The sequence below is a fragment of the Lysinibacillus sp. BSL11 genome, from assembly GCF_052928325.1.
Genome location: NZ_JAVGCX010000006.1, coordinates 109,558 through 123,747, shown reverse-complemented (window position 1 = coordinate 123,747; position 14,190 = coordinate 109,558). Strand labels below are relative to the sequence as shown.

The window sequence follows — 14,190 nt, the reverse complement described above, 5'->3', positions numbered from 1 at the left end:
TTATTAATACAAAATCAGCAAAATTTCTTTATTAAGAATCTAAAAGAGGATAAAATGAGTTATTTTTAGATGTATACTAGTAATCATAATAAAGTAAAAGAAAGGTAAGGGTAGGAAAACCAAATGTTAAATAGATTAAAAATGGGTATACGCTCAAAGATTACATTAGGTTATATCGTAATCATTCTTTGCTTACTTGCCACGGTTGTCATATTAAATAATCAAATTACATCTTTGCAGAAGGAAAGAAATTTTATTATTAAGTACGATTCCAATGTTCTAACTTTAACGAATGAAATTGAAAAATATATATTGGATATGGAATCAAGTCAACGTGCTTTCATCATTACGGGTAGGCAAAGTTATCTGGAACCCTATGATAATGCAGCTGAAAATTGGAAAATAGATTTTAATGAACTCTATCAACAAATGAAAGATAAACCAGCTCAACAGGACAAACTTAAAGAGATAGAGGAAACAATTGAACATTGGATTGCAACGTCAGGCGAACCAACTATTCAATATAAAAAGGATAATAATGTAGAAGCATTAAATGATTTTTTTAAAGTGGATAATGGTCGTCAGGATATGGAAAAAATGCGCAAATTATTCGATTCATTCCGTGCCACTGAAAATGCTTATACTCAGAAGAAGGCAAGTCAGTTAGACAAGCAAAATAGTAAATTAACTAGTGCTTTATTTGGGATCTTAATTTTAGTTTCTACAATAGCTATTGTCATCGCTAGTGGCATCTCCCGTTCAATTGTAAAAACGATAACGGAAGTAACACAAACCATTCAAGAAATAGCAGCTACAAAAGGTGATTTCACTAGAAGAATCCATGTGAATACAAATGATGAAGTGAATGAACTTGCTAATGCAACGAATACACTTTTAGAGTCAGTCGAAAAGAGAGAATGGCTACAAAGCAATGTAGCTGAAATCGTGACAAATTATCAAGGTATTTCAGCAATTACAAAATTAGCGGAGACCTTCCTATCAGAAGTAGCACAGAAAACCCAAGCATCTCTTGGAGCATTTTATGTTCGGGAAGTAACAGAGAACCAAGTACAGTTTGTGAAAAAGGCTGCTTTTGCTGACACGGATGATTGTGTTGGTATGGAGAGTTTCAAAATAGGACAAGGGTTAATCGGTCAATGTGCATTAGAAAAGAGAGTACTATTCTATGATAATATTCCGAGAGACTATCGTTTAATCAAAACTGGATTAGGTGAAATTAGACCACAAAATATTTTATTGATTCCTGTCATTTTTGAAAATGAAGTTATAGCGGTTGTTGAAATAGCAACAATGGCTAAATTCAGTAAGTTACAGCAAGAATTAGTGAGACAGGTTACTGAAACCTTTGGACTAACAGTTAATAGTGTTTTAGGGCGTATGGAAATTGTACGTCTATTGAATGAATCTAGAGCAATGACCGAGGAATTGCAGGTTCAATCAGAAGAGCTTCAGACTCAATCTGAGGAATTGCAAATGCAGACGGAAGAGCTGACAATGATTAATGAACAGCTTGAAGAACGCACGAAAGAGGCAGAATCTAAATCAAGAGAACTGGAGAAGGCGAAGAAGGAATTAGAAGAAAGTGCAGAGCAGCTTATCCTTAACTCTAATTACAAATCCGAATTTTTAGCCAATATGTCACATGAATTAAGAACACCTTTAAACAGCATATTAATATTATCGGAAATGCTAGCAGAAAATAGCCAACACAACCTAACAGACGAGGAAGCAGAGTTTGCTAAAGTTATTCATTCTTCAGGGGAGGACTTGCTTGCTCTAATCAATGACATATTAGATTTATCTAAAGTTGAGGCAGGGAAGCTTGATATTATTTTTAATGAGGTGAATATGAGCGAAGTACCTGTGCAAATAGAACACACCTTTGCACCAGTTGCGAGGAAGAAAAACGTAGCATTCCATATATCTAAGGCTGATCATGTAGTGGATGTATTCTATACAGATGAAAAGAGATTCCAGCAAATCTTAAAGAATTTATTATCGAATGCCTTTAAATTTACTGAGCAGGGATCTGTCACATTAGACATTAAACAGCTTACACCGCAACAACTAACCAATAATATGCAGGAGATAAGCAAGGATTGGTTAGAAATTACTGTTTCAGATACAGGAATAGGTATTCCAAAAGACAAACATCAGCTGATTTTTGAATCATTCCAGCAAGCAGATGGAGCTACGGTCCGAAAATATGGTGGAACGGGTCTGGGTCTTTCTATTTGTAAGGAGTTTGCTAAGTTACTTGGTGGCTGGATTACATTGCAAAGTGCTGAAGGACAAGGGAGTAGCTTTACGTTAACGCTTCCGAGCCTGCCAAATGGAATTGAAGAGGAGCATTGCCAAAAGCTTGCCATGAACGAAGTGGCTGTTACGATGGTGGAAGAGGAGCAAATAATAGAACAACCACAAGCAATGGAGGTAGCCCTTCAACAAGAGGTAGAGGTGTTTCAAGGGAAAAATATTTTAATAGTTGATGATGATAACCGTAATATTTATGCGCTAAAAACGGCTTTAGAAAAAAGAGGCATGCACATTCTAGTTGCTAAAGATGGGCTAGAATGTTTAGAGATCTTGCGAGCTAATCCAGATATCGATCTTGTACTGATGGATATAATGATGCCTAATATGGATGGCTATGAAGCGATGACTATTATTCGTCAGCAAATGAAACGTATCGATTTGCCAATCATTGCATTGACTGCTAAAGCGATGAAAAATGACCGTGATAAATCATTGCAGGCAGGTGCATCTGATTATATTAGTAAGCCATTAAATTTAGATCAATTAATATCAGTTTTAAGAGTATGGTTAGTTTCTAAGGGGAGTTAATGAACATGGAACAACAATTTCAGCCTTTGGAGCAAAATATACAATTAAATAAGCATACAAATTTAGAAATTGATTTGTTACTAGAAGCTATTTATCGTTTATCGGGTTATGATTTTCGGCAATATAATCGTTCATCCATTTCACGCAGAATCTACAATAGGATGGGGATAAATAACATCCCAACGATTTCACGTGTACAAGAAAAGGTCATTCATGATAAAGAATTTTTAGAGCAGATATTAAATGATTTTTCGATAAATGTAACGGAGATGTTCCGCAACCCTAGCTTTTTTAAGGCCTTTCGTGAAACGGTCATCCCTGTTTTACGAGAATATCCTGAAATCCGTATTTGGCATGCAGGGTGTGCAACAGGTGAAGAAGTATATTCAATGGCTATCTTGCTTCAAGAAGAGGGGCTAATAGAGAGATCTGTAATTTATGCAACAGATATGAACGAGCAAGTATTAGAAAAAGCTAAGAAGGGGGCCTTTCCAATTCATAAAATGCAGGCATATACAAAAAACTATATGCTTGCTGGAGGTGCCCATGCTTTTTCAGAATACTATCAAACAGATTATCAATATGCTTACTTTCATCCAACATTATTGAAAAATATTATTTTTGCTCAACATAATTTAGTAACAGATCATTCATTTAATGAATTTCATGTTGTTCTGTGCAGAAATGTTCTTATTTATTTTTCACCTAAGCTTCAGAGCCAGGTACATCAATTATTTTATGAAAGTCTAAGTGACAAAGGTTTTTTATGCTTAGGGGATAAAGAAACATTGCGATTTGAAGAGGTTATTTCAAAGTATAATGAGATTTCTGGAAACGAAAGAATTTATCAAAAAATGTATTAATGAGTAAGAGGCTATCTTTAATGGATAGCCTCTGCTTTTTTATATAGTATTCGTGCTAGCTTGAATCATTAAAACACACATGTCATCAGGCTGATTCTCTTGTTTATCCTTAGGCAAAAGGTTATCGATTAGGCATTGTGAATATTCCCACTTGGAGGATGTTAGCGTTTGCAAATGCTTTTCTGATTCTAATTCACAGGGTCCCATTGCCTCTAACACACCGTCTGTAAATAACACAATTTGAATGTCATGCTCATATTGGATAAATTGCTTTTTCACTTTTATTTCATCAAAGAACCCGACTGCACAGCTACCCTGATCTAATGGAATACATGTTTTTTCATCGATTAGTGCATATCCAGGAGGATGGCCAGCATTTATGTACTCGACTGTTTTTTGCTCTGTATCAATGATTAAATAAATCGCTGTAAAATAATAAAGATTATTCTCTTTCCCATCTTGTAATAGCGTCATATACCGATTCAGTTCTTGGATGACAAGTTCAGGTTCCACCAATTGTTTAACCGCCTCTCTTAGAACAGAGGAGATGAACATACAAACCAACGCTGCAGATATACCATGACCCATCATATCCAATAATATTATGGCATAACGATGATCGTCTATTTTGTACCAATAATACATATCTCCTGCCAAATTAGAGGATGGCAAATATGAAACTTCAATACGGATGTCATTCTCATTTAACGGTGGGCTAAGAAGACTTCTTTGTACATGGGTTGCTAAATCTAGCTCATATTGTATTTTCTTTTCATGCTGTGTGTGCCAGTCTAATTCTGCCTTTAAACGTAAGGCAACACGCATTCTGGCCAGCAGCTCTGTTTTATTAATTGGTTTAGTAATATAATCTACACCACCAATGTCTAGGGCTTCTGCCAGTTTGTTTTTATCCTCGAGTGCTGTAACGAAAATGATTTGAATATCTTTCAATCTCTCATTTTGCTTAATGCGTTTGCAGGCCTCAATACCATCTACTTCCGGCATCATAATATCTAACAAAATTAAATCTACTGAATTTCCTGTCGGATTGGGTGCATCTAATTGTAAATAATCAAATAGCTCATAAGCAGATGAAAGAGAAACACAGTTATCATAACCTGCATTTTTTAGTATTTTCTCAATGACAAATAAATTGACTTGATTGTCATCTACTAGAAGAATGGTCATAGTACTTTCCCCTTACTCTGATTGAATTGTGCAGATTATTTTTCACATATATAAAATACTTTCAACTTTATCATTATACAAAACATCAGAGAATAAAGGTATTTTGGCGATTTTAATGTAAGGTTTACTAGGTATATGAAGTAGAAGGGCGTTATATTTTAGCTTTTTTAAATCCTTGGTAGATATCAAATGCATTTGCTAAAACAGCAATAATCATACTGACAAGTAGGATTTTATCAATAGTGAAGGCAACTTTAGCTGAGGTTGTGTCTGTAATAGCCGCAATATAAGGGATAGAGGCGCTGTGAATAAAATCTTGGTGTAACGCTATTAAAATAAACACAATCGTTCCAACACTTTGAAGTAGTGCATTAGTGAAGGCGATAGGCATTGTCCACTGTCCTGCACGCCATTTTAATAAGGTTAAAGTGAGACTTAGGATAATACATAGTAAGACCATGGGAACAAACGATTGTAAAATATTTTGATTAAAGATAGGCATTACAAATTTTAAGCTGCCGTTGTCATTTGTTGTATAAATACCTAAAAGACGATAGGCATTCCAGTAAACAAAAGAAAAAATAAGTATCCCTAAAAGGCTCAAAATCGTATCACTTATAGGAATAATTTTATCTTTGGGAATTCTTTTAATTTGTACTAAATCATCAGGTGACCATGGCTTGGTATCTCTCAGAAAAGGGATCGAAAGCTTTTCAGCCCCAGAACGGTCCTTAATAATAAAAATAACCGTAACCCAAAACAAAACGTGAAATAACACAGCAATAATTGCAGCAATAATCCCGACAAATGCTGTAATAATGGTTGTGAGAAGTGCTTCTTCTCCAGAATAGAGAACAATTTTCTCTATTATTTGAACAATGATTGTAATAAGAATTGCCCAAGGAATAATTAGCTTGATGGTTCTTGTATATTGTTCAAAATTCTTTGGACCAATTAAAAAGTGGGGAGTATCCCGATAGCTTGCTGCAACTTCTACTGGGCTTCCAAGCTTCCTGAGTACTCCCTTCACTTCGGATTCAGAATATTGCTCTGGCAGCATATCCTCAATAGTAGCCTTTAGTTCAACCTTGATTTTCTCACGTTTATTTTTATGTAGCCTTTTAGTCACTTCGTGAATATATGAATCAATTAAAGTCATACATTTTCCTCCTTTAATCATTTTCAGTACTCATTAATTGGTCGTGGTAATATATGTTATTATGGGGTATAAAAATTAATATGAAAAATTCGTGAACAACATGCAACAATTTGAAAATGGAGGGGAAATAATGAGGGTTGTAGAGAAATTATTAAAAGGGCAAGATTTTGTAGCCTTTGTAAATATCGTTGTGGGGGCGTATCCAGGAAGATTGAATGGAACACAAACAACAAAAGAACAGCTGAAAAATCTCTTTATGCAAAATCAAAGCAATGATGAATCTCTTCATTATTATGGACTTTGGGAAAATGACAAACTCATTGGTGGTATGCGACTACATGACTTTCAAATGAATCTGTTCTCTAAAATGCTACCAATTGGTGGGGTAGGACTTGTTGCAGTTGATTTATTACATAAAAAAGAGAAGGCTGCAAAAGAATTAATCCAACATTTCTTTAACATCTTTTTAGAAAAAAATATTCATTTTGTGGCCTTGTATCCGTTTAGACCAGATTTTTATAAAAAAATGGGTTTTGGCTATGGACCGAAAATCTATCAATACTTGGTAGAGCCTTCAAGCTTCCCGAAAGGACCAACCAAAAAGCACCTTAAATATTTGACAGTTGAAGATCAACAACAGCTAGTAGATTGCTACAACAGGGTAGTAGCAAAAAAACATGGGATGTTTCTTAAAACACAATCGGAACTATCTTTTATTTTTAATAATCCAGATAACTATGTGATTGCAATGGAACAGGAAGGTACAGTTCAGGGCTATATTGCCTTTTCTTTTAATAAGCAAAGCGATAGTAATTTTATGCTCAATAATTTGGTGATTAAAGAGTGGATCTATGAAACTCCTGAGGCTTTGCTAGAGCTTAGTACATTTTTAAACAGTCAAGCGGACCAAGTAACCCGAATCGAATGGAATACACAAGAAGAAAATGTCCATTTCTTTTTAGAGGATGTAAGAAATGGTACAAATCATTTAATTCCAAGTGTCTACCACGCAAGTGCCGTGTCAGGAGTTGGTCTAATGTACCGTATCATTAATGTGAAGGGCTTTTTTGATGAGCTAATAACACGCAATTTTAACGGTGTTACTTTGACATTTAAATTGAATGTTATGGATTCGTTACTGGCAAAAAACAATCAGCAACTTATTGTTGAGGCTGTTAACGGTACAATTAAAATGATAGAAAGTGATAGCTATGATGTTGAAGTAACGATAGATGTAGCTGAGCTTTCATCACTAGTAATGGGCGTAGTAACGGTCCAAGAGCTATTTATGCTTAGTCGAATACAGATTAGCGATAATCAGTATTTACAGGCTTTACAGCAATTCTTCTATGTGTTTGAAAAGCCCACATGTATATCGGCATTTTAGAATGGGCGTGAGGGCTTTTAATCTTTTTTGATGAGAATGGAAGAACGTGTTGGCCTTTCAAGTGGCGTTATATTAATAATAAAGTAGCTTATGATTAGTATGAGGATAATTAATGAATAAATTAACGTATTTAGAGGATGATCATGCTCCACAATAATTAATCGAATCATTGCTGTGATACCTATATAGATAAAATATCGAAGTGGAAAATGGTAATCCTCCTTAAAATATTTAATTATCATTGTGATGAATTCGAAATATAAAAAGAAAATAAGTATATTGGCAAGGAATAGCTTATAATCACCATCTTCCTTAGCAAAGAGTAATATTTTAAGAAATTCAATTAGCTCCTTAAATAACAAAAAACAGAGAATCAGTGCTAATAGTACAAGGCAAACATTGAGAAATAGCTGTAGAGATTTTGGCACAGCTTTAATGAGCTGTAAATAAGTCGTATTTTTTTGATTCATCCAATTCCTCCAATCGCGTTTTGTAAATACATCATCATATGGTCGAGTAGCTGTGTATTATGATATAAATATAACAATTTGTCGTAAATCTTTTCTTTGGTTTTTGTAAAGATTTGGTATATTTTTATGAAAGAAAGTTTTCAAAATAATTTAGTGGTATGCTAAAATAGATGTGCATGAATATAAAATATAAAAGGGGTTTTTAAAATGGCAAAAGCTGCAAAAACTGATGCGAAAATTACACCAGAACGTTTAGAAGAAGCGTTAAATGTTCGTGATCGACTTATTATCGAGCTACTGGTACAAGTACTTGATGAAAAGCTAGTAATTGAGCGTCCTGTATTACGTGAACGTCTAGGAAACCTTGTAGATCTTGCTGATCACGATGCAGAGCTTAAGGAAACAATCCACGCAGTAATTAACAAACTATAATGTAAAGAGGAATGCTACGGATATGCGTAGCATTCTTTTTTTATAGTATTTTATCATGTAAAGCGTTCTACCAAGTCGTACATACGCTCTGCCTCTGTATGAAGCTCCATAGAGGAGTGCATGATAGATGTCACTGCTGACTTTTGTTCGTCAATAGAAGCGTTAATTTGTTCGGTAGCTGCGGCAGATTGTGTAGCGACACTTGCTATTTCATTGATGGCGTTCATCACGACTATTCGATTTTCCGCCATGTCATTCATTCCTTTGTCTAAAGAAACAAGGTGCTTTGTAATGTCATGAATGGAGTCTGCTAGGAAAGTAAAGGCTCCCTTTACTTCCGTAATCGACATTGCCTGATTTTGTGACAGTTGGAGCGTGTGTATCATTTTTGAATCTGAATTAGCGGTATCGACCTCAATACGCTGTAATAGGTTTCTAACCCGATTAGTGGCTTCATTCGTATCCTCAGATAAATGACGGACTTCCTCAGCTACGACAGCAAATCCTTTGCCATGTTCACCTGCACGGGCTGCTTCAATACTTGCATTTAGTGCTAATAGATTTGTTTGTTCAGAAATGGATGTAATTGTTTGTACGACTTGATGAATTTCTTTCATTTGGCTCGTCAAACTTGAGAAAGTTGTTCTTAATTCCTCAATCACTTGCGTAAACTCACTTGAATTTTGAAGTAATACATCTACTTTTTGTCTACCGTTTTCTTGAGATTGATTAATGATATTCATATTTTCTGTAATCTCACTATATTTATCTGTAGCATTTGAGATAAGTGAGGATAGTGTTTCTACTTTACTAATGGCCATTTCTGCTTCCTCAGCTTGTACTACAGCTCCCTTAGATATATCATTGATGGCTTGATGAATTTCATCAGCAGAAGCAGTCGTCTCCTCAGTAATTGCACTCAGCATTTCTGAAGAAACGCGCATTTTGGACGCACTATCCTTTGTATTGTTGACCATTTCGTGTAAGCTATGTTTCATATTATTCACGTTACTAGCTAGTATACCTAGTTCATCTTCTGTAGTAACAGGTATGTCATCACCAGTTAGCTTGCCTTTAGCAATATCAGATGTAATGACCATAATTTTTCGTATATAGGTTGTCATTCGTCCAGAGAAGAACCAGAAGAGTGATACACCAATAATCGTTGCAAGGATGGTCATGCCTAGTGTGTAGTATAAAACATTATTCGTACCTGCATTAAAGTCCATTTCGTATGTACCAGCTGCTATAATCCAGCCCCAATGCTTGTCCTTTTCTACATAAGTAATCTTAGGCGCAACGATATCAGGATTTGAGGGAAGGGCCCAATCATAACGTACATATCCTCCTCCAGCATTTGCTGCTTCAATCATTTCTCGTACAAAATAGCGCCCATCCTCTGTTTGTAAATCTGAAATATTTTGTCCTTCTAGAGATGGATGAGTTTCAACCATACCACTATCTTGGAAAGCGTAGAAATAAAAATTATCTCCATATTTAACCGGATTATCAATGGATCTTTTGTTATCTTCAATTTTATTACCAACGATCTGTGTTCTAGCACTTTCCTGAGCTTCTTCTAACGTTAATTTCCCATTTTGAACTTGAGTATCTAACTGGGCAATTAGTTCAAGTATGCCAAGTGTGCCATTTTTAAGACTATCTCGACCTACCTGATCGAGTTCTCCTTTCACCACCATATAATTGACTGTTCCAACTAGTCCTGTTGATAGTAGAATAACTATAATAGCAAGACTAACAAGTTTATTACGTACTGATTTCATAAGATACAACCCCCGTTCCTTCATTCCTTCAATATAGTTCTATTATAATATATAATTTTTTAATAAAATAGAAAATTCTGAAAATAAGTACCGTATTTTAAGTGAAATATGTCCCAAAAAAATCCCCCCAACCAAGAGAAAAAACGGCTCTTAATTGGGGGGATGTTGAAGCTTAATATAGCGATTTACATCAATTAGTACACTTTGTCTCCATTAAAAATAGAGTTCTTCACGATTACATAATCAACATTGCGAATAGCCTCTAGCTTTGTGCCACCAGCATATGAAATAGATGACTGTAAATCTTGTTGCATCTCGATTAATGTATCTTTGATGCTACCTTTATGTTCAACGTACATTTTCTTACCTTCGACGTTTTTACGTTCGCCTTTTTGGAATTCAGAAGCAGAACCGAAGTATTCCTTCACTGTTCTACCTTCGATTTCGATTGTTTCACCAGGTGACTCTTCATGGCCAGCGAATAATGAACCGATCATTACCATTGAAGCACCAAAACGTACAGATTTAGCGATATCTCCATGTGTACGAATGCCACCATCAGCAATAATTGGTTTTGTAGCAGCCTTTGCGCACCAACGTAGTGCAGCTAGTTGCCAGCCGCCAGTACCAAAACCTGTTTTGATTTTAGTAATACATACTTTACCTGGTCCAATCCCAACTTTTGTTGCATCTGCACCAGCATTTTCAAGCTCACGCACCGCTTCAGGTGTCCCTACATTACCTGCAATGACAAAGCTTTTTGGTAAATGCTTTTTAATATGTTGAATCATACGAATAACAGCGTTTGAATGACCATGTGCAATATCAATTGTAATAAAATCAGGTACCAAATTAGCAGCTGCTAATTCTTCGATAAATGTATATTCCTCTTCTTTTACACCAACGCTAATAGAAGCAATTAAGCCATTTCCTTGCATTTCTAGAATAAAGTTTCGACGAGTTTCTGGTTGGAAACGGTGCATGATATAAAAGTAACCGTTTTCAGCAAGTTTCTTAGCAAGATTTTCATCGATAATTGTTTGCATATTTGCAGGTACTACTGGAAGTTTAAAAGTGTGACCACCTAAAGTAACAGAAGTATCACATTCTGAACGACTTTCTACAATACATTTTGCGGGAATTAGTTGAATATCCTCATAGTCAAATACGTTATCCATTATATACACTCCTAAAATACGAATATTTTTTAAGATTTAATTTAAATTGTTCGCCATTTGGTAATTTACATGATTTTTGAGTAAATGTCAAAGCTTTTGTGAAAATAAATAAAAAATTTAAAAAGAAAGGAGCAAACTTACTTTGAAGATGAAATATTCTAGTTATAATTTGTGTTAAGTTTTGTAATCCATGTACAATAGAATTGTTTCAATAAATGACAAAGGAGTGTTGAAAATGGCAGTAGAGGTTTATTTGAATTTTAATGGAAATTGTCGAGAGGCAGTTGCGTTTTACGAAGACGTTTTTAATACGGACAAGGCTGAAATTATGACGTTTGGAGAGACACCACAAAATCCAGACTATCCATTACCAGAAGAAGCAAAAGATCTTGTCATGCATACACGACTTATTGTATTCGGTAGCAGAATTATGTTCTCAGATACATTTCCAGGCATGCCATTTTCCACAGGGAATAATGTCACATTAGCTGTTGTCTCTGATGACGAAGAGCAAATGCGTCAAGTATTTGATAAGCTTAAAGAAGGTGGTAACGTGAGAATGGGGCTTCAAGAAACATTTTGGAGCAAATGTTACGGCTCACTTACAGACAAATTTGGCGTTGAATGGCAATTTAGCCATGAGGTAAATGAATAATTAAATAACAAGATAAAAGCACGATGATAGGGCTAAACCAAGTATCATCGTGCTTTCTTATTTAGTAATTAAAACGATCTACATAGCCTTGTAATTCATCAGCCATATCAAGCAATGTTTTAGCAGAAGAGGCGATTTCCTGCATGGAAGATAATGTTTGTTCCGTTGAAGCGGCAACCTCTTCAGATGCAGCTGCGTTTAGTTTTGCATGATCTGACAGTTCAATCGCTGTTGCGGATACCTCCTCTACAACGGCAGACATTTCTTGTGCTGAAGCTGATATATCCTCCATTTTAGGAGCAATTTCTCGAAGACTTCCAACGATACTTGTAAATTTCTTTTTCGTATCCTCGGATAGCTGTAAACCTTCTTGAACGTCTGCAGAAGCTTTCGTCATCGTTTGTACAGATTTAGCTGTATCTTGTTGTATGCCTGTAATCAGGGTAGAAATTTGCTCTGCTGATTGATGAGATTGCTCCGCTAATTTACGTACTTCATCTGCTACAACTGCAAAGCCTTTACCGTGTTCACCTGCTCGTGCTGCTTCAATAGCGGCATTAAGAGCAAGAAGGTTTGTTTGGTCTGAAATAGCGCTAATAATTTCTATAATGGAGCCAATTTCTTTTGTACGATCAAATAGGGATTTAATCATCGTATCGGATTGAGCCACAGAATCATGAATGGATACCATTTGATTAACAGTGTGCTCAACAGATTGACTACCTTCTTCCGCTAATTGGATGGCCTGGCTGGATAGGTCTGAAACTTGTAGGGCACTATCTGCTACCTCTACAACACCCTTTGCAATTTCCTCAATAGAAACAGCATTTTGATCGATTCCTGTTGTTTGTTTTTCCGTACTAATCGCTACCTGTTGCATAGCCTCTGTCACTTGCTCAGATGCGGCGATATTTTGCTCAGCATTTGCTGAAAGACCTTGTGCCGAGGTTTGAACGTGTTGTGAGCTTTGATCAACATTGCGGATCAGTCTTTTTAAGCTAACTTTCATTGAGACAAATGCCTCAGCAAGCTGTCCTATTTCATCTTTCGTATGAATATCAATATACTCTGTCAAATCACCTTCACTAATTTTCAGAGCACTTTGCTGTAGTTGTTTAATCGGATTAACAATAGATTTAATCATTGAGAGCATAAAGATAATACCAACAATAATAGAAATACCAATAATGAGTAATGTAATAGTAAAGGTTGAGGTAGCCGCGTTAGTAGCCTCTGCAATGAACATTGTACCGATTATCTTCCAACCTGTGATTTCATTTGTTTCAAAGCGTAAATGACGGTCACCTTCAGTAATTGTACCTTCCTGTTTTTCGTAAACTTTTGAAACATATTCTTCTGTTGCCTCTGTGCCACTTTCCTTATCCTTTTGAGCAATATATAACTTATTATTATCTAACAGAGAGGCAAAGCCCGTTTCTCCAATACGTGTTTGATCTGTCAGTGCACTTAGAAGAGAGATATTTAAATCTAAGGCAATTACGCCAGAATCATCAGGAAGAGCTTGCATAACTGTCACAACGATGTTATTTGTTGATTTTGAGATGTATGGAGAAGTGATGGATACATGCCCTTTATTATCAATGGCTTCTATATACCAAGGACGTTTCCGAGGATCATAATCACTTGCATAGTCATGGACAGGTTCATCAATGATTCGCCCATCAGCAGTCCCTATATATACTAGTTCTACTTCAGGGTGCGTATTTACATATTCCTGAAAAAGACCTTTTAATTCAGCTTTTTTATCATCTTGTAAATAAGACTGATTTATTTTCTTGGCAAAATATTCGATATCATGAACTCTAGGAGCAATTGTATTGGTAATATTACTATTAAGCATACGCACACTTTCCTTGGCGCTTGCTTGCTGCTCTTCTAGTATTTGATTTTTGGTACTTTTAAAGGAGGTATACCCGATTAAAAGTGCGGGAATGAGAAGTATGACTAAAAATGCAAAGATGAGTTTCTTTCTTAAACTAATTCGTTTCATATAGTATTCCTCCTTAAACGACATTATTGAAGTGTAATACAATTAACTATGTGATTGGTTTTATTACACTAGTAGTCTCCTAAGTCGTTCAAATGTTTAATCTGATTCTAAGAGGAAAATGAATAATAATCAACACAATTTTCTGAAAAATCTGGAAAATAAAGTTATGTAACGCTATTATTTGTAGAAAAATATCTT

Annotated in this window: 11 protein-coding genes; 5 read left to right on the top strand and 6 right to left on the bottom strand. The window is 35.5% G+C overall.

Annotated features, from left to right (window positions below; translation table 11 throughout):
• Positions 1-123: 123 nt before the first annotated feature.
• Together RCJ95_RS08860 and RCJ95_RS08855 are read left to right on the top strand one after the other, a co-directional pair.
• Entirely contained in the window at positions 124-2,865 is a 2,742-nt protein-coding gene (locus tag RCJ95_RS08860) for an ATP-binding protein (RefSeq protein ID WP_257520842.1), read from the top strand.
• 5 nt (positions 2,866-2,870) lie between these two features.
• Entirely contained in the window at positions 2,871-3,728 is an 858-nt protein-coding gene (locus RCJ95_RS08855; RefSeq protein ID WP_048395585.1) for a CheR family methyltransferase, read from the top strand.
• Between the two features lie 39 nt (positions 3,729-3,767).
• Here RCJ95_RS08855 and RCJ95_RS08850 read toward each other — a convergent pair whose 3' ends face one another.
• Both RCJ95_RS08850 and RCJ95_RS08845 read right to left on the bottom strand, forming a co-directional pair.
• Positions 3,768-4,916 (bottom strand): SpoIIE family protein phosphatase, encoded by a 1,149-nt coding sequence (locus RCJ95_RS08850; RefSeq protein ID WP_446722124.1) that lies wholly within the window; start codon positions 4,914-4,916, stop codon positions 3,768-3,770.
• Positions 4,917-5,067: 151 nt separating this feature from the next.
• On the bottom strand, positions 5,068-6,075 hold the full coding sequence (locus RCJ95_RS08845; RefSeq protein WP_446722123.1) for an HAAS signaling domain-containing protein: 1,008 nt from the start codon (positions 6,073-6,075) through the stop codon (positions 5,068-5,070).
• Positions 6,076-6,205: 130 nt separating this feature from the next.
• Here RCJ95_RS08845 and RCJ95_RS08840 point away from each other — a divergent pair, with 130 nt between their 5' ends.
• Positions 6,206-7,462 carry a GNAT family N-acetyltransferase gene (locus RCJ95_RS08840; RefSeq protein ID WP_446722122.1) on the top strand — a complete coding sequence of 419 codons (1,257 nt, stop codon included), beginning with the start codon at positions 6,206-6,208 and terminating at the stop codon, positions 7,460-7,462.
• A 17-nt stretch (positions 7,463-7,479) separates the two neighbouring features.
• Here the strand turns inward: RCJ95_RS08840 and psiE are convergent, their stop codons facing one another.
• Entirely contained in the window at positions 7,480-7,932 is a 453-nt protein-coding gene (gene psiE, locus RCJ95_RS08835; protein ID WP_004233484.1) for a phosphate-starvation-inducible protein PsiE, read from the bottom strand.
• Positions 7,933-8,139: 207 nt separating this feature from the next.
• Here psiE and RCJ95_RS08830 point away from each other — a divergent pair, with 207 nt between their 5' ends.
• Positions 8,140-8,364, top strand: coding sequence for a hypothetical protein (locus tag RCJ95_RS08830; protein ID WP_004233486.1), 225 nt, complete (start codon positions 8,140-8,142; stop codon positions 8,362-8,364).
• Between the two features lie 53 nt (positions 8,365-8,417).
• On the opposite strand, the gene RCJ95_RS08825 is transcribed toward RCJ95_RS08830, so the two are convergent.
• Together RCJ95_RS08825 and guaC are read right to left on the bottom strand one after the other, a co-directional pair.
• Positions 8,418-10,148: a methyl-accepting chemotaxis protein gene (locus RCJ95_RS08825; RefSeq protein WP_221682418.1), complete on the bottom strand. Its 1,731-nt coding sequence runs from the start codon at positions 10,146-10,148 to the stop codon at positions 8,418-8,420.
• 194 nt (positions 10,149-10,342) lie between these two features.
• The gene (gene guaC / locus RCJ95_RS08820; protein WP_004233490.1) at positions 10,343-11,326 is read right to left on the bottom strand and encodes a GMP reductase; all 984 of its coding nucleotides are present in this window, start codon (positions 11,324-11,326) and stop codon (positions 10,343-10,345) included.
• Positions 11,327-11,561: 235 nt separating this feature from the next.
• Here guaC and RCJ95_RS08815 point away from each other — a divergent pair, with 235 nt between their 5' ends.
• Entirely contained in the window at positions 11,562-11,981 is a 420-nt protein-coding gene (locus RCJ95_RS08815; protein ID WP_446722121.1) for a VOC family protein, read from the top strand.
• Between the two features lie 61 nt (positions 11,982-12,042).
• Here the strand turns inward: RCJ95_RS08815 and RCJ95_RS08810 are convergent, their stop codons facing one another.
• Complete coding sequence (locus RCJ95_RS08810; protein WP_221682416.1) at positions 12,043-13,992, bottom strand: methyl-accepting chemotaxis protein; 1,950 nt, start codon at positions 13,990-13,992, stop codon at positions 12,043-12,045.
• Positions 13,993-14,190: the final 198 nt, after the last annotated feature.